This is a genomic window from Streptomyces chisholmiae, assembly GCF_031845445.1.
Lineage (GTDB): Bacteria > Actinomycetota > Actinomycetes > Streptomycetales > Streptomycetaceae > Streptomyces > Streptomyces chisholmiae.
The window spans coordinates 339,663-364,397 of record NZ_JAVREO010000007.1; the positions used below are offsets into that span (position 1 = coordinate 339,663).

The 24,735-nt window shown below is 72.6% G+C and carries 20 protein-coding genes; 9 read left to right on the plus strand and 11 right to left on the minus strand.

Translation table 11 applies throughout. From position 1 onward, the window contains the following. Positions 1-52: 52 nt before the first annotated feature. From RM844_RS14590 to RM844_RS14600, 3 genes are read left to right on the plus strand one after another with little or no spacing between them, the layout of a single operon-like run. Positions 53-1,216: a Gfo/Idh/MocA family protein gene (locus RM844_RS14590; protein WP_311667577.1), complete on the plus strand. Its 1,164-nt coding sequence runs from the start codon at positions 53-55 to the stop codon at positions 1,214-1,216. Then, positions 1,209-2,189, plus strand: a complete 981-nt coding sequence (locus tag RM844_RS14595) for a sugar phosphate isomerase/epimerase family protein (protein WP_311667578.1) — start codon at positions 1,209-1,211, stop codon at positions 2,187-2,189. The genes RM844_RS14590 and RM844_RS14595 overlap by 8 nt, the downstream gene beginning before the upstream one ends. A 43-nt stretch (positions 2,190-2,232) precedes the next feature. Next, positions 2,233-3,432 carry an ROK family protein gene (locus RM844_RS14600; RefSeq protein ID WP_311667579.1) on the plus strand — a complete coding sequence of 400 codons (1,200 nt, stop codon included), beginning with the start codon at positions 2,233-2,235 and terminating at the stop codon, positions 3,430-3,432. Positions 3,433-3,460: 28 nt separating this feature from the next. Here RM844_RS14600 and RM844_RS14605 read toward each other — a convergent pair whose 3' ends face one another. After that, positions 3,461-4,366, minus strand: coding sequence for a sugar phosphate isomerase/epimerase family protein (locus RM844_RS14605; protein WP_311667580.1), 906 nt, complete (start codon positions 4,364-4,366; stop codon positions 3,461-3,463). 20 nt (positions 4,367-4,386) lie between these two features. Further along, entirely contained in the window at positions 4,387-5,841 is a 1,455-nt protein-coding gene (locus tag RM844_RS14610; RefSeq protein WP_311667582.1) for a GMC oxidoreductase, read from the minus strand. A 274-nt stretch (positions 5,842-6,115) separates the two neighbouring features. Between RM844_RS14610 and RM844_RS14615 the strand changes: the two genes are divergently transcribed. The 3 genes from RM844_RS14615 to RM844_RS14625 all read left to right on the plus strand — a co-directional run bounded on the left by RM844_RS14615 (position 6,116) and on the right by RM844_RS14625 (position 9,376). Further along, complete coding sequence (locus tag RM844_RS14615; RefSeq protein WP_311667583.1) at positions 6,116-7,072, plus strand: carbohydrate ABC transporter permease; 957 nt, start codon at positions 6,116-6,118, stop codon at positions 7,070-7,072. Continuing rightward, on the plus strand, positions 7,069-7,944 hold the full coding sequence (locus RM844_RS14620; protein ID WP_311667584.1) for a carbohydrate ABC transporter permease: 876 nt from the start codon (positions 7,069-7,071) through the stop codon (positions 7,942-7,944). Before RM844_RS14615 ends, RM844_RS14620 begins: the two co-directional genes overlap by 4 nt. 61 nt (positions 7,945-8,005) lie before the next feature. Continuing rightward, positions 8,006-9,376 carry an ABC transporter substrate-binding protein gene (locus RM844_RS14625; RefSeq protein ID WP_311667585.1) on the plus strand — a complete coding sequence of 457 codons (1,371 nt, stop codon included), beginning with the start codon at positions 8,006-8,008 and terminating at the stop codon, positions 9,374-9,376. Positions 9,377-10,166: 790 nt separating this feature from the next. On the opposite strand, the gene RM844_RS14630 is transcribed toward RM844_RS14625, so the two are convergent. From RM844_RS14630 to RM844_RS14670, 9 genes are all read right to left on the minus strand, one after another. After that, positions 10,167-11,204: a pentapeptide repeat-containing protein gene (locus tag RM844_RS14630; RefSeq protein WP_311667586.1), complete on the minus strand. Its 1,038-nt coding sequence runs from the start codon at positions 11,202-11,204 to the stop codon at positions 10,167-10,169. 650 nt (positions 11,205-11,854) lie between these two features. Next, complete coding sequence (locus RM844_RS14635; RefSeq protein ID WP_311667587.1) at positions 11,855-14,023, minus strand: MGH1-like glycoside hydrolase domain-containing protein; 2,169 nt, start codon at positions 14,021-14,023, stop codon at positions 11,855-11,857. After that, complete coding sequence (locus tag RM844_RS14640; protein WP_311667589.1) at positions 14,016-14,792, minus strand: HpcH/HpaI aldolase family protein; 777 nt, start codon at positions 14,790-14,792, stop codon at positions 14,016-14,018. Before RM844_RS14640 ends, RM844_RS14635 begins: the two co-directional genes overlap by 8 nt. Positions 14,793-14,858: 66 nt before the next feature. After that, entirely contained in the window at positions 14,859-15,863 is a 1,005-nt protein-coding gene (locus tag RM844_RS14645; RefSeq protein ID WP_311667590.1) for an aldo/keto reductase, read from the minus strand. A 17-nt stretch (positions 15,864-15,880) separates the two neighbouring features. Continuing rightward, positions 15,881-16,735, minus strand: a complete 855-nt coding sequence (locus RM844_RS14650) for an ABC transporter ATP-binding protein (RefSeq protein ID WP_311667591.1) — start codon at positions 16,733-16,735, stop codon at positions 15,881-15,883. After that, positions 16,732-17,598, minus strand: coding sequence for an ABC transporter ATP-binding protein (locus tag RM844_RS14655; RefSeq protein ID WP_311667592.1), 867 nt, complete (start codon positions 17,596-17,598; stop codon positions 16,732-16,734). Before RM844_RS14655 ends, RM844_RS14650 begins: the two co-directional genes overlap by 4 nt. Continuing rightward, entirely contained in the window at positions 17,598-18,434 is an 837-nt protein-coding gene (locus RM844_RS14660) for an ABC transporter permease (RefSeq protein WP_311667593.1), read from the minus strand. Before RM844_RS14660 ends, RM844_RS14655 begins: the two co-directional genes overlap by 1 nt. 116 nt (positions 18,435-18,550) lie before the next feature. Continuing rightward, entirely contained in the window at positions 18,551-19,486 is a 936-nt protein-coding gene (locus RM844_RS14665) for an ABC transporter permease (protein ID WP_311667595.1), read from the minus strand. A gap of 1 nt (position 19,487) precedes the next feature. Then, the gene (locus RM844_RS14670) at positions 19,488-21,005 is read right to left on the minus strand and encodes an ABC transporter substrate-binding protein (protein ID WP_311667597.1); all 1,518 of its coding nucleotides are present in this window, start codon (positions 21,003-21,005) and stop codon (positions 19,488-19,490) included. A gap of 350 nt (positions 21,006-21,355) precedes the next feature. On the opposite strand from RM844_RS14670, the gene RM844_RS14675 reads away from it, so the two are divergent. Genes RM844_RS14675 through RM844_RS14685 form a run of 3 tightly spaced genes read left to right on the plus strand, consistent with a single transcriptional unit; the run spans position 21,356 to position 24,471 of the window. Then, positions 21,356-22,672 carry a four-carbon acid sugar kinase family protein gene (locus tag RM844_RS14675; protein ID WP_311667598.1) on the plus strand — a complete coding sequence of 439 codons (1,317 nt, stop codon included), beginning with the start codon at positions 21,356-21,358 and terminating at the stop codon, positions 22,670-22,672. A 12-nt stretch (positions 22,673-22,684) separates the two neighbouring features. Next, positions 22,685-23,683, plus strand: a complete 999-nt coding sequence (pdxA, locus tag RM844_RS14680; RefSeq protein ID WP_311667600.1) for a 4-hydroxythreonine-4-phosphate dehydrogenase PdxA — start codon at positions 22,685-22,687, stop codon at positions 23,681-23,683. Between the two features lie 8 nt (positions 23,684-23,691). Then, a complete protein-coding gene (locus RM844_RS14685; protein WP_311667601.1) occupies positions 23,692-24,471 on the plus strand; it encodes a DeoR/GlpR family DNA-binding transcription regulator in 780 nt (259 codons plus the stop codon). The last annotated feature ends 264 nt before the right edge of the window (positions 24,472-24,735 follow it).

Here is a 24,735-nt window from a genome sequence, read left to right on the forward strand (position 1 = left end):
CAGAGTAACCCTATTGTTTGATCCAACAACTTAATCGTGCGATGATCCCGCCATGTGGATAGCCGACTCGCGCCCCCGCCCACTCAAGGCCGGTCTGATCGGTGGAGGATCCATCGCCGGGGTACACGCCCGCGCGATCCGCGCGGCCGGGGGAGTGCTGCACGGAGTCGCCTCCAGCGCACCCGACCGGGCCCGTTCCGCCGCCCAGACCCTGGACGCCGCCCGCTGGTACGACCACCCGGACGAACTCCTCGCGGACGACACCCTCGACCTGGTACACATCTGCAGCCCCAACGGCACCCACGCCGACTACGCCAGGGCCGCCCTGACCGCCGGCAAGCACGTCGTCTGTGAGAAGCCACTGGCCGTGTCCCCGGCCGACGCCCAGGAACTGGCCGCCCTCGCCACCGCCCGCGGCCTGGTCGCCACCGTCCCCTTCGTCTACCGCTACCACCCGATGGCCGTGGAGGCCCGCGCCCGCGCCGCCGCCGGCGCCCTCGGCCCCCTGGTGAGCGTCCGGGGCGGCTACCTCCAGGAATGGCGGCTGGCCTACGACGAGGACGGCTGGTGGACCAACCCCACGGCGACCGGCCCCTCCCGGGCGTTCGGCGATATCGGCTCCCACCTCGGCGACCTGACCGAGTTCATCACCGGCGACCACGTCCGCCGGGTCAGCGCCGCCACCCGCACCGTCCGCGACCGCAGCCCCCGGGGCCGCCCGCTGACCACCGAGGACGTCGCCGCCGTCACCGTCGAACTGGCCGGCGGCGCCGTGGGCACCCTGCTGGTCTCGCAGATGGCGCTCGGCCGGAAGAACCACCTGTTCATCGAGGTCTCCGGCACCGAGGCCAACCTCCTCTTCGAACAGGAGAACCCGAACACGCTCTGGTACGCCGCCCGCACCGGCGGCCAGGGCGCCATCCCCCGGGACACCCCCCAGCTGTCCGCCGAGGCCGCCCGCCTCTCCGTCCTCCCCGCCGGGCACCCGATGGGCTACCAGGACGCCTTCAACGCCTTCGTCCGCGATACCCACGCCGCGGTACACGGCCAAACCAGCGCCGAACTCCCGACCTTCCACGACGGAGCGGCCATGGTCCGACTCACCCAGGCGGTGGTCGACTCCGCCGCCACCGGCGGCTGGACCGAGGTCGCCGCCCCGCCCGCCACGGCCCCGGCCACCGCGGCAACGACCAAGGAGCAGGCCACCCATGACTGACCCGAAGACCCGGCCCGTCACCCTGTTCACCGGCCAGTGGTACGACGTCCCGTTCGAGCGGATCGCCGCGGACGCCGGGACCTGGGGCTACGACGGTCTGGAAGTCGACTGCGGCAACCACCTGGACCTGGTGCGCGCCGAGGAGGACCCGCGCTATCTGGACGCCTTCCGCGCCACCCTGGAGCGGAACGGACTGGGCGTGTGGGCCCTGTCCAGCCACGCCGCGGGCAACGCCGTCGGCACCCCCGCCTTCGACTTCCGGCACGCCGACCTGCTGCCCCCGCACATCTGGGGCGACGGCGAGGCCGAGGGGGTGCGCGCCCGCGCCGCGGAGGCGATGAAACGCGCCGCCCGCGTCGCCCGCAAGCTCGGCGTCGACCGGGTCGTCGGCTTCTGCGGATCGTCCATCTGGCCCTACGTGGTGGGCTTCCCCGGCGTCCCCGACTCCGTGATCGAGGCCGGCTACGAGGACTTCGCCCGCCGCTGGAACCCCATCCTCGACGTCTTCGACGACGAGGGCGTGGTCTTCGCCCACGAACTCCACCCGGGCGAGATCGCGTTCGACTACTGGACCGCCCGCCGCGCGGTGGACGCGCTGGCCGGCCGGCCAGCCTTCGGCTTCAACTGGGACCCCAGCCACCTGATGTGGCAGGGCGTGGACCCGGTCGCCTTCATCACCGACTTCGCCGACCGCATCCACCATGTCGACTGCAAGGACACCAGGTTGCGCCCACGTGATGGCCGCTCCGGTATTCTGGGCTCCCATCTGCCCTGGGGGGACCCCAGGCGGGCCTGGGACTTCGTGTCCATCGGGCATGGTGACGTGCCGTGGGAGGACGCGTTCCGCGCCCTGACGGCCATCGGATACACCGGCCCCATCTCCGTGGAGTGGGAGGATATGGGGATGAACCGCACCCATGGCGCGATCGAGGCGCTCGCCCATGTCCGCGCCCTGCACTGGCCGTTGCCATGACCACCGGCGGGACGCCCGTGCCCTCGCCGGCCCGGACCAGCCGGTGAACCGCCCGACCCGCCCGCCCACCGGCGGGACGGCCGACGACCTGCGCCGGAACAATCTCGCCAGGCTGTTGAAGATCGTGCACCGCAGCGGCGGGCTGCCCCGCGCCGAGCTGACCCGGCGCACCGGCCTCAACCGCTCCACGGTGGGCGCCTGCCTGGCCGACCTGGTCGCGCTCGGCGACGTGGTGGAGGGCTCGCCCGCGGCGACGCCCCGCAAGGGCCGGCCGAGCCCGCTGATCACGCCGTCGCCGGACATCGTGGCCGTCACGGTCAACCCCGAGGTGGACGCGATCACGGTGGGCCTGGTGGGCCTGGGCGGCCGGGTGCTGGAACGCTGGCGGATGGAGACCTCCGCCGACCTGACCGTCCGGGAGGTCGTCACCCGCAGCGCGGGCGCGATCAGCGCCCTGCTCGCCGGCCGCACCCTGGCCGTGGCGGGCGTCGCGGTCGCCGTCCCGGGCCAGGTGCGCCGAAGCGACGGGCAGGTGCGGGACGCGGTGCACCTGGGCTGGCGGGAGGAGCCGCTGGCCGTCGAGCTGGAACGGGCCACCGGCCTGCCGACCAAGGCCGCCAACGCCGCCTCGCTCGGCATGTACGGGGAGAGCGCGTTCGGCGCCGGGCGCGGCATCGACGACCTGGTGTACTTCATCGGCGGCGCCAGCGGCATCGGCGGTGGCGTGATCACCGGCGGCCAGGTGGTCAGGGGCGCGTCCGGCTACGGGGGCGAGCTGGGCCACTTCATGGTGCGCAGCGAGGGGCGGAAGTGCCCCTGCGGCGCCCGGGGCTGTCTGGAGATCGAGGTCACCCAGCGAGAACTCCTGGACTGCGTCGGCCTGTTGCCGCACCAGGTGGACCGGCTGGACGAGGCGCTGGCCGCCAGCGACGATCCCGCGGTGCGGGCCGTGGTGCGCCGCGACCTGGAACTGCTGGGCGTGGCGGTGCGCAACGCGGTGAACGTCTTCAACCCCGGGCGGCTGGTGCTCGGCGGCTTCCTGGCCAGCCTGCACCGCCACCGGCCCGCCGACGACGCGCTGGGCGCGGACGCCATCCGGTCCAGCTTCGAGTCGCTGACCGTGGCCACCGCCGAGCTGGGCGCCGACCAGCTGACCATCGGCACCGCGGAGCTGGCGTTCTCCGACCTGCTGGCCGACCCGGCGGGCCACCGGCCGGTGCGCGTCGGCGCTCCGACCGGCTGACCCCGTCCGGACCGGGGCACCGGGCGGGTCAGCCCGTCGGGCCGAACGCGGTGTCCAGCGCCCGGACCGCCGCCCCACAGCGCAGCAGGCTCTCGCGCGGTGAGTGGCGGGAGTTGTCCACCTCGATCACCAGCCAGCAGTCGCTGCCCGGACCCAGCGCGGCGACCAGGTCGGCCAGCGGCAGATCCCCCTCGCCCGGCTCGCGCCACAGCCCGCCGGCGACGGTGCCCCGGTAGTCCAGGCCCTCGGCGCGGGCCCGTTCGGCGACCGACAGCGCCATGTCCTTCAGGTGCAGGCCGGCGATCCGCTCCCGGTAGGCCCCGAGCAGCCCAGGCAGGTCGGCGCCGGCCCAGGCCAGATGTCCCAGGTCGGGGCCGAAGGCGAGCTCGACACCGGCCCTGTCGAGGACGTGGGCGGTCTCCCGCTCCGTCTCCACCCAGGTGCCGACGTGCGGATGGAGCGCGGCGGTCACCCCCTCGGCGGCCAGCGCCCGAGCCGCCTCGCCCAGCAGGTCGGCGATGCCGTCCACCCGCCGGAGCGAGGAAGCCCAGCCGCGCGCCGGGTGGTGCGCCCGGGGGTGGTCCAGGGTGAGATCGAGCGCCAGGAACGCCAGCTCCGCGCCGCACTCGGTCAACACCCGCGCCTGGGCGCGGGCCCGCTCCAGCTGGTGGCGCCGCACCTCGGCGTCCTCGCTCCAGGCAAGCGCCACATAGCCGGGCCCGGCCGTCAGGCCGGCGGCGGCCAGCGCCCGCCGGTAGGCGGCCGGTGAGCCGCCGTCCGGGACGCCGGGTTGGACGGCGTGGAAACCGGCCGCCACGACGGCGTCCAGGATCTCGCCGAGTGGTGGCGGGTCGGCGAAGTCGAACCATCCGTCCGCGGTGGCCATGAACTGCAGGGGGTTGACGGCGACCGGGTGGCGACCGATGTGGGACATGGGCTGGGCCTCCCGGGCTTTCAGTCGGTGCCGGCGATGGCGCGCGCGGTCCGCAGGGCGATCGCCACCACGTTCACCGTCGGGTTGCTGGTGGTGCGGGTGCTGACCACGCCGTTGCCGGCCACATAGAGATTGTCGGTGCCCCACACCTTTCCCCGGCTGTCGGCCACTCCCGTCTCCGGGGAGCCGAGGCGGGTGGAGCCCATCAGGTGCAGGCTGCCGCCCGGGGGCGCCACCGAGATGGACAGGCCCACGCTGGTGTCGCGGATGCTGTCCGCCACCCGGGCGTGGTCGGCGACGGTGGCGTGCAGCCGCTCGCGGTCGGCCGCGCCGAGGGCGAAACGGGCGGTGGTCACCGGCAGGCCCCAGGCGTCGTGCCGGTCGTCGTCGAAGACCAGCCGGTTGTCCGGGTCCGGGTCGACGCCGACGAACTGGCCGATGTCGGCGGTCTCCCGGGCGGGTACGCCCGGGTCGAAGCCGGCCACCTCGGTCCACGGGGGCACCACCTGGGTGTGCGCGAGCCGGGCCGCACTCGACGGGATCCACACGCCGAAGGACGCGTCGCGTTCGTCCGCTCCCGCCAGGACGTGCCGGCCCAGCCGGATCCGGGAGCTGACCATGGTGTGGTCGGTCAGGTAACGCCCCAGCGCCGGCAGCCGGATCCCGGAGTTGCGCAGGATCATCGGGGAGCCGAGGGCGCCGGCGGCGGTGACCACCGCGTCCGCCTCGATCCGCAGCCGGGCGGGGCCGTTGACGGCGGCGGCGACCACGGCCGAGGCGCGGCTGCCGGCCAGCTCGATCCGCTGGGCCGCGTACCCGGCGACCAGGGTGATCCGGGCCGGGCGTGCGGTGTCCAGGCCGCTGAGCAGGGCGTCGGCGCCGGCGTACTCGGCCTGCCCGGTGGGGTCGTGCCGCAGCCCGATGGGCAGCGGCTGGACACCGCGGTCGGCGGGCAGTCCGGGCAGCAGTCCGCGCAGGGCGGCCATCAGCCGCCGCTGGCGGACCCCGGCGGCGCCCACCTCCCGGTTGGCCCACAGCAGCTCGGCCGCCTCGGCCCACAGGGACCGCATCTCGGCCTGGGGGATGTCCGGTTCGGCCTCGGTGGCGTAGTCGGGCTCGGCGCACACGTGGGACCAGAAGGACATCATCCCGCCGATGGCGTGCACGAAGCGCTGGCCGCGCAGGTCGGGCAGGGTCCGTTCCGCGTTCTGGTAGGGGACCAGGCCCTCGAGCACCCGGGGCCCGAACTCGGCGCGCAGGTCCGCCTCCGGGGGGTGGGCGTTGCGCAGATGGGTGCCCAGGCCCCGGTCGTGGGGCAGGTCGCCCGGTTCGATGACGACCGAGGTGAGCCCGGCGCGGCTCAGCTCACCCGCCACCGCGGCGCCGCCGGCGCCCGAGCCGACGATCGCCACATCGGCGCGCAGCGTGGTGCCGTCGGCGAGGTCGCGGTGCACCTCAACGTGCTGGAGCGGCATTCCCAGTCCTTCTTCCGAGCGCGGGGCGGTCCCGGCGCCGCGAGCCGGCCCCGTGGGGCGGGCTCGGGCCGATTCGGTACCGATGCTTGCGTCTCCCGGCAAGCGACTGCTACACATGTTTGCACCAACAACAAAGTATTTCAAGACAACTTGCTCGCGGCGGCATCTCTTCAAAGGTGAAAGGACTCTGCGTGATGGTGGAGTTGGATACCCGTATGCTCTCCGGGCCGGCGGGCGCCTCAGGCGGACCCCTGCACAGCACGGACCCGGCCTGATGAGCGCCGTGTCCACGCCGGCCGCCTCCCGCCGGCCGCGCCGGGACCCGGCCGAGGCGGCCGACCCCCTCCCCGGGACCCGGCGGCAACGCCGCCGCCTCACCGGACTGTGGTTCGTCGCCCCGTTCGCGGCCGTTTTCCTCCTGGTGATCATCGCGCCCATCGGCTACGCGATCTACCTCAGCCTCTTCCGTGACCGGCTCGTCGGCGGGACGATCTTCGTCGGCCTCGACAACTATCTGAAGGCGCTGGACGACCCCGCCTTCTGGGACTCGGTGCTCCGCGTCGCTGGCTACATGGCGGTGCAGGTCCCCGTGATGCTGGCGCTCTCCCTGCTGGCCGCGCTCGCCCTCGACAGCGCACGGCTGTACTTCACCCCGCTGTACCGGATCGCCCTGTTCCTGCCCTACGCCATCCCCGCCGTGGTCGCCGCCCTGATGTGGGGGTTCATGTACGGCACCGACTCGGGACTGATCGGCAACCTCAACTCCTCCCTCGGCCTCGACCTCCCCGACCCCCTGTCGGGCAACTACGTACTCGCCGCCATCGGAAACGTCGCCACCTGGGAGTTCGTCGGCTTCAACATGCTGATCCTGTACTCGGCGCTCCAACTGGTCCCCAGAGAACGCTACGAGGCGGCGACCATCGACGGAGCAGGGTGGGTCCGCGTCATCCGGCACATCAAGCTGCCGGCGATGCGACCGTCACTGGTCCTGGCCACCGTCTTCTCCGTCATCGGCAGCTTCCAACTCTTCAACGAGCCCAGCGTCCTCAAAACGTTGTCGCCAAACACAATCTCGACCAGCTACACCCCCAACCTCTACGCCTACAACCTCTCCTTCGCCGGCCAGCAGTTCAACTACGCCGCGGCGATCTCCATCCTGATCGGTGTCATCACCATGACCGTCGCCTTCGTGATCCAGTTCCTCGGCACCCGGCGCGAGGCCACCCGATGAGCCACCCACGCCCGCTGCCCAGACAGCGCAAGTCCCTCGTCCTCACCCTGATGATGAGCCTGCTGCTGGTCTACACCCTGCTGCCGATCCTGTGGCTGCTGATCAACTCGACCAAGTCGCAGGACTCGCTGCTGTCCTCGTTCGGCCTGTGGTTCTCCGGCGACTTCTCCCTCTGGGACAACATCAGCGACACCTTCGCCTACGCCGACGGCCAGTTCGGCCGCTGGCTGCTCAACACCCTGCTCTACGTGGTGGTCGGAGCCGGCGGCGGGACGATCCTGGCCACGCTGGCGGGCTACGGCCTGGCACGGTTCGACTTCCCCGGGCGCCGGCTCTTCCTCCCCGTCCTGCTCGGCGCCATCGCGATCCCGGCCACCGCGCTCGCCGTCCCCACGTTCCTGATGTTCAGCAACATGGGGCTCACCAACACGCCCTGGGCGGTCATCATCCCCTCGCTGATCAACCCACTGGGGCTCTACCTGGTGTGGTTCTTCACCGAGGACGCGGTGCCGGGCCAGATGCTGGAGGCGGCCCGGATCGACGGCGCGGGCGAGTTCCGCATCTTCCGCTCCATAGCCCTGCGCCTGCTGATGCCCGCACTGGTCCCCGTCCTGCTGTTCAGCTTCGTCACCTCGTGGAACAACTACTTCCTGCCGCTGATCATGCTCAACGACGCCGACTGGCTCCCCCTCACCGTCGGCCTGAACAACTGGAGCGCGCAGAACCAGCAGGCGGTCACCGCCACCGGCGAGGCGATCGACAACCTCATCATCACCGGATCGCTGATCTCCATCATCCCCACCATCGTGCTCTTCCTCTCCCTGCAGCGCTTCTGGGAAACCGGACTCGTCTCCGGCGGCGTCAAGGAGTAGCCGCCGACCAGACACACCCACGCATCCACCCATCCCAGACGCCCAATGAAAGGGAAACACCATGGCGATGAGAGACGCCGGGAGCCGCGGATTCCTCCGGCCGGTGCTCGCCATCGGAGCGGTGACCGCCCTGGCCCTGACCGGCTGCGCGCCGGGGGACTTCGAGACGGGGTTCACCGCGACCGCGGACGAGATCGAGGCGGCCCTCCACGAGGAGACCACCATCGACTTCTGGTCCTGGTCGCCCCAGGCCGCCGACATGGCACGGGCCTTCGAAGCCGAGTACCCAGCCGTCACCGTCAACGTCACCAACGTCGGCGGCAGCGACGTCGCCTACACCAAACTGCAGAACGCGATGAAGGCCGGCTCCGGAATCCCGGACGTGGTCTACATGGAATACCTGGCCATGCCGCAGTTCGCCCTGCAGGGCTCGCTGACCGACCTGGAGGACTACGCCAACGGCGGCCTCTCCGACCACTTCTCCGACGAGATCTGGTCACAGGTCGCCATCCGCGGCGGAGCGTACGGAGTCCCACTGGACTCCGGCCCCCTGGTCCTCTACTACCGCGCCGACGTCTTCGAACGACACGGCATCGAGGTGCCGACGACCTGGGCCGAGTACGCCGACGCCGCCCGGCAGCTGCACGAGGCGGACCCCACCGCCTACATCACCGCGGACGCTGGCGACGGCAACGGCGCCCTGGCCATGATCTGGCAGGCCGGCGGAACACCCTTCGCCTCCTCCGGCGAGGACCTCTCCGTCGACCTCGCGGACACCGGCAGCACCGCCTGGGCGGACATGTGGGGCGGCCTGCTGGCCGACGGGCTGATCGACAACGGGGTCGCACAGTGGTCCAACGAGTGGCGCCGCGGCATGGCGGACGGCCGCTACGCCACCTGGGTCGCCGGCGCCTGGGGCGGCTCCGCGCTGGCCAGCCACGTCCCCTCCGCCGCCGGCCAGTGGCGGGTGACCGACATACCCCAGTACACCGACGGAACCGACGGCGCGGACCCCCAGCGGACCGGTGCGCAGAGCGGCGGCTCGGGCCTCACCGTGCCGGCCGGCAGCGACGACAAACTCGCCGCCGTCGGCTTCACCCAGTGGATGACCACCAGCGAGACCGCCAACCGGATGTGGGTGGAAGCGGGACAGGTCCCCGCCGTCTCGGACGTGCTGGCCTCCGACGCCTGGCTCGACATCGAGGACCCCTACTTCGGCGGGCAGCGGGTGAACCGCGTCTACGCCGAAGCCTCGCAAGCAGTCCTCCCCAACTGGGAGTACCTGCCGTTCGAGCCCTACGCCAACAGCGTCTTCAGCGACACCGTCGGACAGGCCTTCGCCGGAAACACCACGCTACGGGCCGGACTTGCGGCCTGGGAGCGCCGCATCACCGACTACGGCCGGGAACAGGGCTTCACCGTCAACGAATGACACCGGGCAACGGGACCCTCCCAGCACGCCGCCGCGCCGGGACCCTGCCAGCGCTCCGGGAGCTGCTCCACTGCCCCGTCGGCCGCCGGGCGTGCGGGGGGAGTCGGCGCGCCCCGCCGGGGCCGGCCCCGCCGTCCGTCGTGGTGTCGCCCGAAAACGCCGATCAGCAGGCGTTCACCCGCGAGCCGCCCATAACCCCGCAGGCCCGGACCAGCTACCTGCTGCAGCGACTCAGGACACCATGCCGTCGCGCCACCGACTCCGTCCACGCTGTTGCCGCAGCACACGAAAGGAGCCGCCCAACTCTGTGACCGACCGGATCGCCGCCGCCGTCCGCGCCCGCTGGCAACCCCGAGTCCGGTTACGTCGCCACCGGCAGGCCACCACCGACGGGGTCACGATCGAGACCCGTGCCCGTTTCGCTCCAGCGCCCCGTCGGTACTACCGACGGGGGCCGCTTCCGCCGCCTGACCGTCCGCCTCCCACCCATTCGCCAACCGCCTGTTCACCGCCTGCGACACCGGACACGAGGTCGATGTCCCGCACAGGGCTCACCCCTGACGGGCCCTCACGTAGCTCGGCAGCGCGTTCCGACAGACCTTGACGCTCACACGCACTCACAGACGCGCCGGCGACCGGTAGACGCCCGCCCAGCCACGCGCGCTGGCGATTGGGCGGACGTCTACCGCGACTCGTCGTCCGGCGGCCGCGGCTGGCTACGGACGCGGCCGGCCACCTGTCGGAGCCGGCCCGCTCTGCGTTCCGGGACGGGCCGGCTCTGTACTTCGCGCTACCGCCGCTCTCCTTCGTCGATCCGCTCCAGGACTCCGGGGTGGTCGGCGAGATCATCCGGGAGCCCGGTGGTGGCGTGCGGCCATGCGGAGAGAACCTGCTCCAGACTCACCGTGGCCCCGTCGAGATCCGTGTCGGTGAGGTCCACGCCGAACAGGTTCGCGTTGGTGAGGTCGGTGCCGAACAGGTGGGCGCCGGTGAGGTTCGCGTCGGCGAGCATGGCGTTGGTGAGGTCCGCGTTCTGCAGGTTCGTGTCGGTGAGGTCCGCCTCCATCAGGTACGTGTCGGTGAGGTTCGCGTCCAGCAGGTAGGCGCCGGTGAGGTCCGCGCCGTCCAGTTCCGCACCGGCGAGTTGCGTGCTGGCAAGGTAGGTGCCGGTGAGGTCCGCGTCCCACAAGTACGCCTCCCACAGGTACGCGTCGGTGAGGTCAGCGCCCGCGAGGTCCGCGCTGTCGAGGTCCGCGCTGTCAAGTATCGCGTCGGTGAGATTCGCGTCAGTGAGGTCAGCGCCGGTGAGGTTGGCGCCGGTGAGGTCGGCCCCGGCCAGGTTCGCGCCGGTGAGGTCGGCGCCGGCGAGATCAGCGGCACACAGGCTCGCGCCAGCGAGGTTCGCTCCCGCCAGGTCCGCCCCGGGCAGGCGGGCGCCATGCAGGTTCGCGCCGGTCAGATCCACGGTGCGAACCGGAGCATCAGTGCCGGTGAGGAAGGTGAGGATCTCCGCTACGTCAGCGGGTGGCGGGGCGGGGAAATCGGAGACGTCGGGTTCGCGTGGGGACTGCGGACTGGCGGTGTGGTTGCGGACGTAGGTGCCGAGGAGGCTGGTGATGGTGGCGCGGTCACGGGGAGAGTCGACCAGGATGCGCTGGAGCGCGTATATGCCGCCCAGGCGCACGTCGATCGCGTCATCGCCGAGGTTGGTGACAGCGGCGTTGTAGCGGTCGGTGACCTCCCCTTCCTGGGCGGTGGACAAGGCGTCGCGGCTGATACTCAGTTCGTCGCGGATCTGGCTGTTGGAGTACCACAGACCCACGATCACGGCGAGAGAAGCCGCCAGGACCGACACCAACTCGACCCGCCGGGCCCAACCCAACCCACCCGACGACCCCGGCTGCGGTGAAGAGCTCCTCCGGCGGGCGGCACGCCGTAGAAACTGGCTGCGGGAGCGCGAGGAGGAGGAAGAACGCGAAGAACGTAGGACCATCCCCCCATCTCACCTGCTGCGACGCCCCGGACACAGCTGGTTTCTGACAGGAAGTCGCCGGCGAAAACAGAGCAACCCACCAAGGACGGGCGAACACCAAGGCCGGCCCGCCCCACCGCGCTCCACTCCGTGGCCCTGTCAGTCCGGAGCCGACGAGCTGCCGGGGCTGGCCAGTGGCGAGCTCGGCCCTGTGGGCTCCGGCTGTTGGAGAACCCACCATGAGAAACCCCAAGCGAGCACCCGGCCCCGAGCGCCCGAACCGCCCGGAAATGAAGCCACTGCACGTCGGTCCCCACGGCCACCAACCGTTACCCGGGGAGCACTTGCCCGTCGGCGGCGATGCGAAATGAGTCACCCGTGAGGCAGGGAAAGACGTGCGCGGACAGCCGGTCCCCGGAGGCGCTCGTGCCCGCCCACCCCCGAGGCTGGTGGTTTGGGCCTCGGGGGCGGGCCCGGGGTTCACGACTCGGTCGCCTCGTGGTCCTTCATGCCGAACGGGGCCCGGCCAGCCGGGTCTCCAGCCGCCCCAGGTCGGCGCGGTGGGCGCGGTGCTCGCCGTCGACGAACAGGTCCAGGCCCGTTCCCGTCTCGTAGGCGACGTCCACCCGGTGGCCCAGGGCCGGCGCCCCGGTGAGCCGGAAGTGGGTCAGACCGATGTCCACCGGGTCGAGCCGGAGCGTGTCCGGCGACACGGTGAGGCCGGCGACGTAACGGACCACCAGGTCGATCAGGTACGAGTGGTTGTAGTCCGGCTCGTCGCTGATCGGCTCGCCCGTGCGGCTGTCGTAGTGCTCGACCAGATAGGGCGTGCGGCCGTCGTGCTGGGTGAAGTGGAGGTTCACGGTCGCGCGCAGGAGCCGCGCGAAGAGGGAGTCCAGCCGGTGGTCCGTCTCCCGGGCGGCCCGGCCCACGGCGTCCAGGACGACGCTGTTGGTGTAGGGCCAGGTCGGCCCGTTCCACATGCAGCCGTTGCGCCCCTTGAGGAAGTGCCCCTTCCAGCCGCCGCCCTGGGCGAAGACGGGGCAACGGGTCTCCACCGACGGCACCGGGGCGTCGGTGGCGAAGCCGTCCGGATCGCCCAACGCGTCGACCAGCGCGGCTCGTTGGGAGGGGTCGGCCAGTCCGGCCCACAGGGGGTAGAAGCCGACGACGTTGCGTACCCGGGCGCGGCGGTCGGTGGCGGCGTCCAGGTCGTGGAAGAAGCCGTCCTCCGCGTCCCACTGCTTGTCCCGCACCGAGCGCGCCACCCGCACGGCCAGGGCCTCGAACTCCTCGGCGTCCGGGTCCGCCAGCCCCCGGCACAGCTCGGCGACCCCCCGGGCGTTGAGGTACTGGTAGACGGCGCGGTCCACCCGCTTGAGCGGGGTGTAGCCGGCCGGGTCCTTCGGATCGTCCGGGTATCCGGCGAAGTACCAGTAGCTGGGCTGGTACTCCTTCCCGGTCAGCCGGTGGTCGTGCTGCACCGGCAGCGCGTCGGCGCCGGAGAGCACGTCCCGCTCCCCGCGCACCTGCCGCTTCAACGCCGGCAGCACCGCGCGCAGCGCCTCCGCCCCGTGCAGCCGCGCGTACCGGGCGGCGGCCCAGCCCGCGAAGTTCGCGTACGGGTGCATGACCTCGTTCGCGGTGGCGCTGTGGAACTGGCCGTCCGCGCCCTGCCGCGCGGGCAGCGAGGCCAGCACCTCGGCGCCGGGCGTCCCGTCGCGGTACCAGCGCAAATCGAGCAGGTGCAGCGGGGTGGAGAGCGGGATGTGCTTGCTGAACTCCCACCCCTCGGGCCGCCACGGTTCCTTGGTCATCTTGTGCGAGCGGCCCTCGTACATCACCGTGCCCCGCAGCGCGCCGACGTCCGGCGCGGCGAGGTTGTGGCGCAACAGGAACCAGCGGTACGCCCACACCCGGTCCAGCACCGGATCGCTGCTGGAGAAACCGGGGGCGTCCGCGAACCACGCGCGGTACGCCGCGGTCGCCCGGTCCACGGCCCCCGGCTCGGTGCCCGCCGAGGCCCGCCGCCGCGTCGCGCGCGCCACGTCCGGCGAGGGCCCCGTCAGGCCCTCGGTGACCTCCACGGCGGCGGCCACCCGCAGCACGGCCTCCTCGCCCGGCCCCAGGGCCAGCCCCTCCCACAGCTCGTCCCGGGAGGCGGCCACCGAGCAGCTCACCGTGAACCCCCGCTCGGGCACCGGCCGGAAACCGTGGGCGTGGCCGTCCTCGACCGCGCACCACGCGCGGTCCACCGACAGCCGCAGCACGACCGGCAGTTCGCCCTCGTTGCGCCAGGTCTGCTCGCTGAGGGCGACGTCCTCCCACGAGATCGTCTTGCGCTCGCGGAACGAGAGCCCCCCGCCGAGGCGGCCCTCGACGCGCAGCGAACTCGGCCGCCACTCGACGTCGGCGGGCCCCGCGGCACCCGCATCGTTCCCGCCGCGCCGTGCCGCGACGGTGAAGAGCATCGGCATGTTCAGCTTGTGCACCACGTCGATGACCCCGACGAACCCCGGGTCCTCGGTGAGCACGTCGGCCCACAGCCGCGCCCCGGTCGGTCCGAGCAGCAGCCGCCCCGGCCGGGTCCGCAGCCCCCGCCGGCCGGTGGCCAGCAGCCCGTCGACGTCCACGCCGCGCGCGGCCTCCCGGCCGGCGGCGCCCGGCTCAGCCACGAGCGGTGGCCAGGTGGTGGGCGGCCGCCTTCTCCAGGTGGACGAGGTCGCAGGAGACGCTGACGAAGCGGAACCCCTCGGCGATCCGGGACGCGGCCTCCTCGCCGTGCTGCGCGTGGATACCGACGGAGATCCCGGCGGCCTCGGCGGCCTCGCGCACCCGGACGAGCGCCGCCTCGAAGGCGTCCGCCACCGCCGGATCGTCCGGGCGGGCGCCCCCCACGGCCAGGGCGAGGTCGCTCGGTCCCACGTAGAGGGAGTCGAGGCCGGGGGTGGCCGCGATCGCCTCGACGTTCGCCAAGCCCTCCGGCGTCTCGATCATCGCGATGACCAGGGTCTCCGCGTTGACCTCGGCCGGCGCGGGCCCGATCCGCAGCTGGGACCGCATCGGGCCGTACGAACGCCGGCCCACCGGCGGGTACTTGACGCAGGCGACGGCGTGCGCGGCGTCCTCGGGCGTGTCGATCAGCGGAACGATGACGCCCGAGGCACCCGCGTCGAGGGCGTGCCCGATCCAGGTCAGGTCGTTCGCCGCCGCCCGCACCAGGCCCACGGTGTCCACGGCGCCGAGCCGGGCCCCGGCGTCGACGGCCAGCAGGCCGTTGCGCAGCCCCTCGTAGCCGGTCAGCCCGTGCTGCTGGTCGATGCACAGGTAGTCGTAGCCGACCCGGGCCAGGCGCTCGGTCGACACGGGGGAGTCGAGGATGACCCAGTACCCCACCATGGCTTCGCGCGCGCGGAACCGACGGACGAATTCAGCCGTTGACACGTGATCCCTCACTTGCTGTTGTGTGCTGTTCCGACAGAAGGCGGCCGGCCGGTCGTCGGTCGCCGCTCACCGGTTGTAGGCGGGCGCCGGTCCCGCGAGGCCGGCGCTGACCGCGTCGCAGGCGGCGACCAACTCCGCGTCCAGCGGCGGGGCCGCGGCGAGGGCGAGGTTCGCCCGAAGCTGGTCGACGCGGGAGCCGCCGAGCAGGACCGAGCCGGTCACCTCGCGGGCGAACAGCCAACGGTAGGCCAGCTCCACCAGGGGCAGCCCGGCCTCGTCGGCGAGCAGCGCCAACCGGTCCAGCGCGTCGAACAGCCGCTCGTCCCAGTAGCGCCGCCGGTACATCTCCGACAGCCGCGAGTCCCCGAACCGGCCGCTGGTAGGCGCCTCGTCCCGCCGGTAGCGGCCGGTGAGCAGGCCGCCGCCGAGCGGGTTGTAGACCATGGTGTGCACGCCGTGCACGGTGGCGAACTCCGCGTACTCGTCCTCAAGTCGGCGGGCCAGCAGGTTGTAGACCTGCTGCGCCACCACGGGCCTGGGCGCCCCCGTCTCCTCGGCGACCCGGATGACGTCGCCGATCTGCCAGGCCGCGTAGTTGGAGACACCCAGCGCCCCGATCTTCCCGGCGTCCGCCAGCTCGGCGACGGTCGCCAGGGTGTCCTCCAGCCGCGCGGCGCGGTCGGGTTGGTGCAGATAGAAGAGGTCGACGCGGTCGGTGTTCAGCCGCGCCAGGCTGCCGTCGACGCTGGCGCGCAGCCCGGCGGGGGAGAGCGGCGAGTGCGCGCCGGCGTCCGGGTGCGGGATGCCCGCCTTGGTGGCGAGCACCACCTGGTCGCGGCGGCCCGCGAGGAGCCGGCCCACGATGCGCTCGCTCTCGCCGCCCGCGTACCCGTTCGCCGTGTCGACGACCGTGACGCCCGCTTCGAGCGCGGCGTCGAGCATGGCGGCGGAGGCCGACTCGTCAGCGGTGTCCCCGAACGTCATGGTGCCCAGCGCCAGACGGGTGAGCGGCAGGGGGAGGCCGTCGACCCGCTCGGCGGGCATCGGGTGGGCCGTGCGGCTGGGGCGCATGGGATTCTCCGTCGGGTTCATCGGGGGTCCGCCTCATCGGTGGGCACCGTCGCGGTCCGCTCGCGTCCGGCCGCGAGCAGATGGCGCGGCTTGCGGCCGCGCATCAGCGTCGGGTCGAGCGCGGCGGCCCGCAACGCGCGGGTGTAGGGGTGCCGGGGCGCGCGCAGCACGGTCTCGGTGTCGCCGCTCTCCACGACGGCGCCCTTGGACATCACGACGACGGTGTCACTGATCTCCCGCACGACACCCAGGTTGTGCGAGATCAGCACGAAGGTCACGCCCGTGTCCCGCTGGAGCTGGGCCAGCAGCGCCAGGATGTCCGCCTGCACCGAGACGTCGAGGGCGCTGGTCGCCTCGTCCAGCACCACCAGCTCCGGCTCGCAGGCCAACGCCCGCGCGATGCCGATGCGCTGGCGCTGCCCCCCGGAGAACTCGTGCGGCCGGCGTCCCCGCGCCGAGTCGGGCAGGCCGACCCGCGACAGGTGCTCGGCCGCCTTCCGGCCACGCTCAGCCGCGGGAAGCCGGCCGCGCATCGCGACGGCCTCGGCGACGATCTGCTCCGCCGTCAGCCGGGGATCGAGCGAGCCGTAGGGGTCCTGGAAGACCATCTGGACGCGCGAGCGCAGTGGCCGGAACTCCCGCTCCGGCATCCGGGCGATGTCCGTCCCGTCGAGCAGGATGCTGCCCGAGGCCGGGGTGAGCAGCCGCACGACGGAACGGGCGATCGTCGACTTGCCGCAACCGGACTCCCCGACGATGGCCAGGGTCCGGCCGGACTCCACGCGGAACGAGACGCCGTCCACGGCCCGGAACGTGCCCCCCGGCACCGCGTACTCGACGACGAGGTCCCTTACCTCCAACAGGGCGGTCACCGGTCACTCTCCTTCTCCGTGACGGAATGCCCCGCGACGGAATGCCCCGCGACGGAATGCCCCGCCGGGGAACCGTCCCAGGCCCCCAGCCTGGGCACCGACTCGATCAGCCTGCGGGTGTAGGGGTCCGCCGGGTGGTCCACGATGTCCTCCGCCCGCCCGCTCTCGACGAAACGGCCATGGCGCATGACGTGGATGCGGTCGGAGACCAGCCGGGCCACCCCGATGTCATGGGTGATCATCAGGATGGCGGTGCCCGTGGTCTCCTGCAGCTCCAGCAGCAGGTCCAGGATCGACGCCTGCACGGTGACGTCCAGCGCGCTGGTCGGCTCGTCGGCGACGAGCAGCACCGGCTCGGCGGCGAGCGCCGCGGCGATCAGCACGCGTTGCAGCATGCCGCCGGAGAGGTGGTGCGGATAGCGCCGCAGCTGCTTCTCCGGATCGGGAATGCGCACCCGGTCGAGGAGCCCGACGGCGACCTCGCGCGCCGCGGCCCGACCGACGCCGCGCCCGATGCGGACGGCCTGGACCAGCTGGGCGCCGATGGTGTGCACCGGGGAGAGCGCCGTCATCGGGTCCTGCGGCACGAGGGCGACGCTGCGGCCACGCAGCGCCTCGGCCCCCCCGCGGTCGCGGACGACGTCGACGCCCTCCAACACGGCGGAGCCGGACAGCACGGCCAGGTCGTCGGGGAGCAGGCGCAGCAGCCCCATGGCGGTCGTGGACTTGCCGGAGCTGGACTCCCCGATGATGGTCACCGTCTCGCCCCGATCCAGCGCGAAGTCCACGCCGTCGACGGCCCGCACGACACCGGCGTCGGTCATCAGCTCGACGGTGAGGCCCCGCACTTCGAGTAGCGACATCAGCGCACCGCCGTCTTCTTGTCGAGGCGCCGGCTCCAGGGGGCCCTCGGCTTCCAGGACCCCTCGCGCAGCCCGTCGCCGAGCAGGTTGACCCCGATGACCAGGGCCGCGATGAACAGCCCCGGCAGGGTGACGATCCACCAGGCGGTCTGCATGACGGCCTGGCCGTCGGAGATGATCCGCCCCCAGGTGGGGAAGGGGCGCTGCGGGCCGGCGCCGAGGAAGCTGAGCGCGCTCTCCAACAGGACCGCCTGGGCGAGCAGCAGCAGCACCACGACCAGCGCCTGCTTCATGATGTTCGGCAGCACGTGCCGGACCAGGATCGCGCCCCGGCGCAGCCCGAGCACCCGGGCGGCCGCCACATAGGGTTTCTCCCGTTCCACCAGGACCGTCGAGCGGGTCAGCCGCGCCGGTTCCGGCCAGTTGGCGATGGCGATGACGAACGCGATCACGGGGATCGACTGCCCGAACAGCGCGACGACGAGCAGCAGCATCAGCAGCAGCGGCAGGCTCAGCTGCGCCTCCACGAAGCGGGAGATCACCGCGTCGGTCCGGCCACCGTAGTAGCCGGCGAGGGAGCCCAGGGTGATGCCGATGAGGCCGGAGACGAGCACGGCCGTGACGCCGATGGTCAGCGAGACCTGGCCGCCGTGCAGGATGCGGGAGAGCAGGTCGCGGCCGAGTTCGTCGGTGCCGAGCAGATGCCCGGGGGTGCCGGGCGGCCGCAGTCGTTCGCTCAGGTTCTGGGTGTCGGCGGAGGGGATCGGCAGGACGCTGGCCAGGGCGATGGGCAGGACCACCAGGGCGGTGAGAAAGGCGCCGATGAGCGTCTTCAACCGGGCACCGCGGCGTCGGCGGCCCGCGGCGGACCTGGACAGCTCCCGCTTGCCCACCGCGCTGGGGCGCGGTGCCCCCGCAGTCGGAGGGGCGGGTGAGGCCGGTGTCGGGTTCGTCATGCGCTTGCTTTCTGTCCGAGGCGGACCCGGGGGTCGAGCAGCGGGTAGCAGAGGTCGACCACCAGCTGGACGGTGATGGCGAGGACGGCGGTCACCAGGACGGTCGCCTGGATGAGGGGGTAGTCGCGGGTCTGCAACGCCCGCACCACCAGCGACCCGACGCCGGGCCAGTTGAAGACCACCTCGACCACGACAACGCCGTTGAGCATGCTCGCGAAGCGGGTGCCGAAGGCCGTGACCACCGGGACCGCCGAGTTGCGCATGGCGTACCCCCAGGTGAGGGCCGCTCCGCTGACGCCCCGGGAACGGGCGACCGTGCTGTAGGGGGCGGCGAGCGCGTCCGTCATCTCGTGCCGCACCGTGCGGGACAGCAGCGCGATCTGCAGGATCGCCACCGTCGTCGCCGGCAGCACCAGCCCCGACCAGGTGGCGAAGCCGGAGACCGGGAGCCAGCCCAGCTGGCTGGCGAAGACCGTCAGCAGCATGATGCCGATCCAGAAGTCCGGCATGGACTGGGCGCCGATCGTCACGAAGTTGGCGCTCATCTCGCGCAGGGTGTTGGCCCGGCGCGCCATCCACACGCCCAGGGGCACCGACACCGCGAGCGCCAGCAGCATGGCCGCGACGGCGAGGGTCACCGTGTAGGGCATCCGGTCCAGCACCACGTCCAGCGCCGGCTGGTGGAAGGAGAACGAGGTGCCGAAGTCCCCGGTGAGCAGTCGGCCGAGGAACGAGACGTACTGGGCGTACAGCGGTTCGTCGAGCCCCAGCTCCTGGCGGATGGACGCCAGCTCCGAGCTGTTCGCGTTCGGCGGGGCGTAGGCCGCGGCCGGGTCGCCGGGGGCCAGGCGGATGAGGAGGAAGACGAGGGAGACGGTCATGAAGACCGTCAGGACGCTCTGGGCGATCCGGGTCAGCAGATAGCGCGCCATCTCATTCCCCGATCGCGACGGCGGAGAGCGGGTAGGAGTTGATCGACGACAGTCGCACGTCGCGCACGCTCTCCCGGCGGGCCAGCACCGCGTTGGGCACGAACGCCCAGAGCACCGGCGCCAGTTCCCACACCTCGCGCTGCACCTCGGCCAGGAGGTCGTTGCGTTCCGCGCGGTCGCCGGTCTCGGTGGCGAGGGCGACCTTCGCGGCGATGTCGGAGTAGGCGAAGCCGAGGTAGTCGTCGCGCTGCTCGCGCATCTCGGGGGTGCTGCCGTACATGCCCTGGATGTTCGTCAGGGCCAGCCCGGTCTGGTTGCCGTAGCCGTTGCACAGGATGTCCCAGTCGCCGCCCAGCCCCCGCCGCCACTCGTTGATGTCCCCGCCCGGCTGGAACTCCCTGAGTCGCAGTCGGACCCCCACGTCGCGGTACATCTGCACGAGCGCCTCCATGGCCGCCGAGTCGTTGACCCACTCGCCGCTCTCCCAGATGAGCGTCATCGACAGGTCCTGGACGCCGAGCCGGGACAGCTCGGCGCGGCACCGTTCGGGGTCGTGGACGAACTCGCCGGTCTTGACGTAGCCGTCCAGCGTGGCGGGCACGAGGCCCTCGGCGATCACCACGTCCCCGCCGAACAGCTCCTCGGCGATCAGCTCGCCGTCGATGGCCCAGCTCAGGGCGCGGCGCACCCGCGGGTCGTTGAGCGGACTGTCCTCGGGCTGGCGGAAGTTGAAGAAGAGATGGGAGTAACGCGTTCCCGGCACCGACTCGATGGCGATGTCGGAAAGGCCCTCCAGTTGGAGGACGGAGACCGGGGCGATGCTGTCGATGACGTCCACCGCGCCGGAGCGCAGGGCGTCCACCCGGCTGGACTCCTGCGGCATGAACTCGATGTTCACCCGCTCCACCGACGGCTTGTCCGGGCCCCAGTACCGCTCGTTGACGACGAGGGTGTACCGGCCGGTGCCGCTGTCGGCGCGTTCGACCCGGTAGGGGCCGCTGCCCACGCCGCCCTGGAGTTCCTCGGGCTTGTTGGCGGCGGCCGGCGTGATCAGGATGTTGGACATCAGCACGTCCAGGGTGACCACGGGGGCCCGGGTGGTGAGCAGGAAGGTGCGGGCGTCGATCCTGGTCAGCTCCGGCCACTCGGGGAACTGGCTGCCGACGAAGGAGCCGTCGCCGGTCTCCCGGTAACAGTCGATCGCGGTCTTGACGTCCTCGACGGTGACGGGCGTCCCGTCCGAGTAGACGAGGTTCTCGCGGAGCCGCACCGTCCACTCCAGGGCGCCGGTGCGTTCGAAGCTCTCCGCGAGCACCGGTTCCACCGTGAGGTCCTGGGCGACCGCGGTGAGCGCCTGGCGGACCGCGCGCTGCACGGTGACCGCGGCGTCGAACTGGTTCATCTTGTTGTCGAGGCTGATCAGTGACCGGTTCAGGGCCAGCGTCAGCGTCTTCGACGAACCGCCGCCGACCGTACCGGTCGGCCCGGCGCAGGCCGAGAGGAACGGCACGCCGAGCACGCCGACCGCGGCTCCGGACCGCAGAAGACCTCGCCTCGACAGCCCCCGGGGCGGCTCGGCCCCGGCGGTTATGTGACGCGTGTCCGAATCTCTGCTGCTGGTCATCGTTGACCTACCATCTGGGCCGATTCCCCCGGCCTCGTGATCGATGTGTGCGATGTCCCCCACGCGCGGGCGACGCCCGTCGACGTGGGAGAGGGGCTGCTCGTCCTGCCGGCCCCCGGGTGTGTTCCCTCGTGCGCTGAGGTGGCCGTCACTATGGCACTCTTGCGTGAAGGGCGCAATAGAAGTAGCGTGAAGTGCGCAATTGACGCGGGGGTTTCCCTCCCTCCGGACCCCGAGGAGTCCACATGGCACCCATATTGGCGCTGGCGGACGACCTTTCAGGGGCCGCCGAGACGGCAGCGGCACTCAGTACGCGCGAAACACGCAACTACACGGACCCCGACGTTCCCCGACTGCTGCTGCTGACCGCGCACACCGCGCATCCGCACCCCCACCCCGCGCCGGGCGGCGCGCTGGTCGTCGACACCGACAGCCGCCACCGCGACGAGGGAGAGGCTGCCGCCCGGGTGCGCGCCGCCCTGTCCCTGGCGGAACCGCCGTCGACCGGCGCCCCGGTGGAGGCCGTCACCGTCCTCAAGAAGATCGACTCCCTGCTGCGTGGACGACTCGCCGCCGAACTCGGGCCGCTGCGCGAACGCGGGGGCCTCGTCCTCGCCCCCGCCCTGCCGGTGGCCGGCCGGACCGTCCTCGACGGTGCCGTCCGCGTCGACGGCGGCCCGCTCTCGGCCGCGCCCGCCTGGCGGCTGGAGCCGACCCGGGCACCCGACGACATCGCGTCGGCGCTCGCCCCGCTGCCGTGCCGCACGGTGCCGCTCGCCCTGGTGCGGGGGCCCGAGACGGCGCTCTCCCGGGCGCTGCGGGACGCCGTCACCCACGGCATGGTGGCCGTCTGCGACGCCGTCAGCGACGACGACCTGACCCGGATCGCCACGGTGACCCGGCGCGCGCTCGGGTCCGGCGTGGCGCTGGCGGGATCCGCCGCGATGGCCGGAGCCCTCGCCCGCACGACCACCCCCTCGGCGCCGGCCCCCGGCGCCCCGCGGCAACTCCCACCAGCCGACCACCCGCGGCCCCTCCTCCTCGTCGTCGGCACCGCCGAGCCCTCGGCACGGCGCCAGACGAAACGGCTGGCCCGCGCCGGCGTCCCGGTCCTCTCGCTACCGGGCACCGAACTGCTCACCGACCCCGGGGCCGCGGCCACCGCCCTCGCCGCGGCGGCCCGCCATCCGGTCTCCGCCGTCACCCTCGCCGAGACCCTCGTCGAGGCACCGCCCGGCGCCCTCACGGGCGCCCTCGCCGACGCCGTGGCCCGCTCCGGCACCCCCGCCGACCTGGTGCTCACCGGGGGCGCCACCGCGCGCGCCGTCATCGACGCCCTGGGCCACCCGACCCTCGCCTACGGCGGTCCGATCCACCGGCCCGAGCGCCCAGGGGAGGTCGAGTACGGCGCGGTCCGGCTGCTCGCCCCCGACGGCCGCACCGTCGTGACCCGGCCCGGCAGCTTCGGCGGTCCGGACAGCCTGCTGACCATCGCCCGATCCCTCCGACCCGTCGCCCGCGGCCACTCACCCGTCCCGCCGGGCCCCGCCGACCGTCCGTAGAAAGGCACACCAATGAACCGTTCAGCGATCGCCGTCACCATGGGCGACGGCGCCGGCGTCGGCCCCGAGGTCGTTCTCGCGGCCCTGCTCGACCCGAGCATCGCTGAGGCGTGCGACGCCGTCGTCGTCGGGGACGCCGAGCGACTGCGGCAGGCCGCCCGGATCATGCGGCTCACCCCGCGGATCAACCCCGTCCAGGACGTCGGGGAGGCCGAGTTCGACGGCAACACGGTCAACGTCGTCGACCTCGGGCTGCTGCCCCCCGACCTGCCCTGGGGCCAGGTCTCCCACGTCGCCGGCGACGCCGCCTACCACTATGTGCGGGTCGCCTGCGAACTCGCCATGAGCGGCCAGGTCCAGGCGATCTGCACGGCGCCGCTCAACAAGGAGGCGCTGCACCTGGCCGGTCACCTCTACCCCGGCCACACCGAACTGCTCGCCGAACTCACCGGCGTGGACGAGGTGTCGATGATGCTCTCCACCCCGCAGATGAAGGTCATCCACGTCACCACCCACGTCGGCCTCATCGAGGCCGTCCGCAGGATCGAGCCCGGACTCGTCGAACGAACCATCCGCCGCGGCCACGAGGCGCTGGTCAGGGCCGGCAACCCGGCCCCCAGGATCGGTGTCGCCGGCATCAACCCGCACGCCGGCGAGAACGGCCTCTTCGGCGACGGCGAGGAGGCCGAGAAGGTCGAGCCGGGCGTCGAGGCGGCTCGCGCCGCCGGCATCGACGCGCACGGTCCGCTGCCCGCGGACACCCTGTTCTTCCTGGCCGCTCGGGGCGACTACGACCTGGTGGTGGCCATGTATCATGACCAAGGCCACGGGCCGGTCAAGGTGTTGGGGATCGAGGCCGGGGTCAACATCACCGTGGGTCTGCCGGTGCCGCGCACGTCCGTCGACCACGGCACCGCCTTCGACATCGCCGGTAAGGGCGTGGTCGACACGCGCAGCATGGTGGAGGCCATGCGGCAGGCGATCCAGGTGGCACCCCGCCCCGCGTCCTAGGAGATCCCATGGCACTGTCGGCCACCGAGCGCCGCCGGTCGGCCATCGTCGACCTCGCGACGTTCTCCGGCCTCGCCAGCGTGGAGGAGCTGTCCCGGCGCTTCGGGGTCACCCCGTCCACCATCCGCCGGGACCTGGCCAAGCTCACCGCCGAGGGGCGCATCACCCGCACCTACGGCGGGGCGGCCCCCGCCGCCCGGCACGGTCACGTCGAGTCCTCGCTGCGGCAACGACTGGGCGAGGCCCACGAGGCCAAGCGCGCCATCGGCCGCCTGGCCGCCGCCCAGGTGGCGCCGGGCGACGCGCTGCTGCTGGACACGGGATCGACGGTCGGGGCGCTGGCCGACGAGCTGACCGAGGCCGAGGACGTCACGGTGACGACGGTGAGCCTGACCGTGCTGGACGCGCTCGCCGACGCCGAGGGCGTCACGCTCCAGTGCCTGGGCGGTCGGCTCCGTCCCGCCAGCCAGGGCTTCGTCGGCCCGCTGGCCGAGGCCGCGCTGGAACGGATCAGCGCGGACATCGTCTTCCTCGGCACGGACGGGGTGTCCGCCACGGGGGAGATCTGCGAGGCGGACCTCGTCCAGACCCGGCTCAAGGAGCTGATGATCCGTCGCGGCGGACGGGTCTTCGTCCTCGCGCACGGCAGCAAGATCGGCGCGGCCCCGTTCCACGCCTGGCTGCGGGTGCCGGTGCCGTGGACCCTCGTCACGGACGCCACCGCCTCGACACACTGCCTCGACTCGCTGCGGGAACACGGCGTCGAGGTCGTCGTCGCCGACGCCTGAACGCGCGGCGGACGCGCCCCCGCGGGCGGCAACGGGGGCCGGGGAGACGAGAGGTGTCAGCCGATCACGAGTTCCCCCTCCTCGCCTCCACCTCACCCGTGAGCGCCTCGCCGTCACCGAAGGCGGCACCGGACCGCGGTAGCCGACAGGGTCGAATGTCGGCGGTGCCAACGAAGAGGTGTGGGAGGTGGGGACCGGTTGAGGGAGCCCGCGGTGCGGGGCCCGGCACCGCGGCCAGGTGGCGGCGGACCACGACGCGGGGAG

Bases quoted from the DNA above. Each gene is read 5' to 3' on its own strand.
- RM844_RS14590 (WP_311667577.1), top strand. From the start codon at position 53: ATGTGGATAGCCGACTCGCGCCCCCGCCCACTCAAGGCCGGTCTGATC.
- RM844_RS14595 (WP_311667578.1), top strand. From the start codon at position 1,209: ATGACTGACCCGAAGACCCGGCCCGTCACCCTGTTCACCGGCCAGTGG.
- RM844_RS14605 (WP_311667580.1), bottom strand. From the start codon at position 4,366: ATGTCCCACATCGGTCGCCACCCGGTCGCCGTCAACCCCCTGCAGTTC.
- RM844_RS14610 (WP_311667582.1), bottom strand. From the start codon at position 5,841: ATGCCGCTCCAGCACGTTGAGGTGCACCGCGACCTCGCCGACGGCACC.
- RM844_RS14615 (WP_311667583.1), top strand. From the start codon at position 6,116: ATGAGCGCCGTGTCCACGCCGGCCGCCTCCCGCCGGCCGCGCCGGGAC.
- RM844_RS14620 (WP_311667584.1), top strand. From the start codon at position 7,069: ATGAGCCACCCACGCCCGCTGCCCAGACAGCGCAAGTCCCTCGTCCTC.
- RM844_RS14625 (WP_311667585.1), top strand. From the start codon at position 8,006: ATGGCGATGAGAGACGCCGGGAGCCGCGGATTCCTCCGGCCGGTGCTC.
- RM844_RS14645 (WP_311667590.1), bottom strand. From the start codon at position 15,863: ATGCGCCCCAGCCGCACGGCCCACCCGATGCCCGCCGAGCGGGTCGAC.
- RM844_RS14655 (WP_311667592.1), bottom strand. From the start codon at position 17,598: ATGTCGCTACTCGAAGTGCGGGGCCTCACCGTCGAGCTGATGACCGAC.
- RM844_RS14665 (WP_311667595.1), bottom strand. From the start codon at position 19,486: ATGGCGCGCTATCTGCTGACCCGGATCGCCCAGAGCGTCCTGACGGTC.
- RM844_RS14675 (WP_311667598.1), top strand. From the start codon at position 21,356: ATGGCACCCATATTGGCGCTGGCGGACGACCTTTCAGGGGCCGCCGAG.
- pdxA (WP_311667600.1), top strand. From the start codon at position 22,685: ATGAACCGTTCAGCGATCGCCGTCACCATGGGCGACGGCGCCGGCGTC.
- RM844_RS14685 (WP_311667601.1), top strand. From the start codon at position 23,692: ATGGCACTGTCGGCCACCGAGCGCCGCCGGTCGGCCATCGTCGACCTC.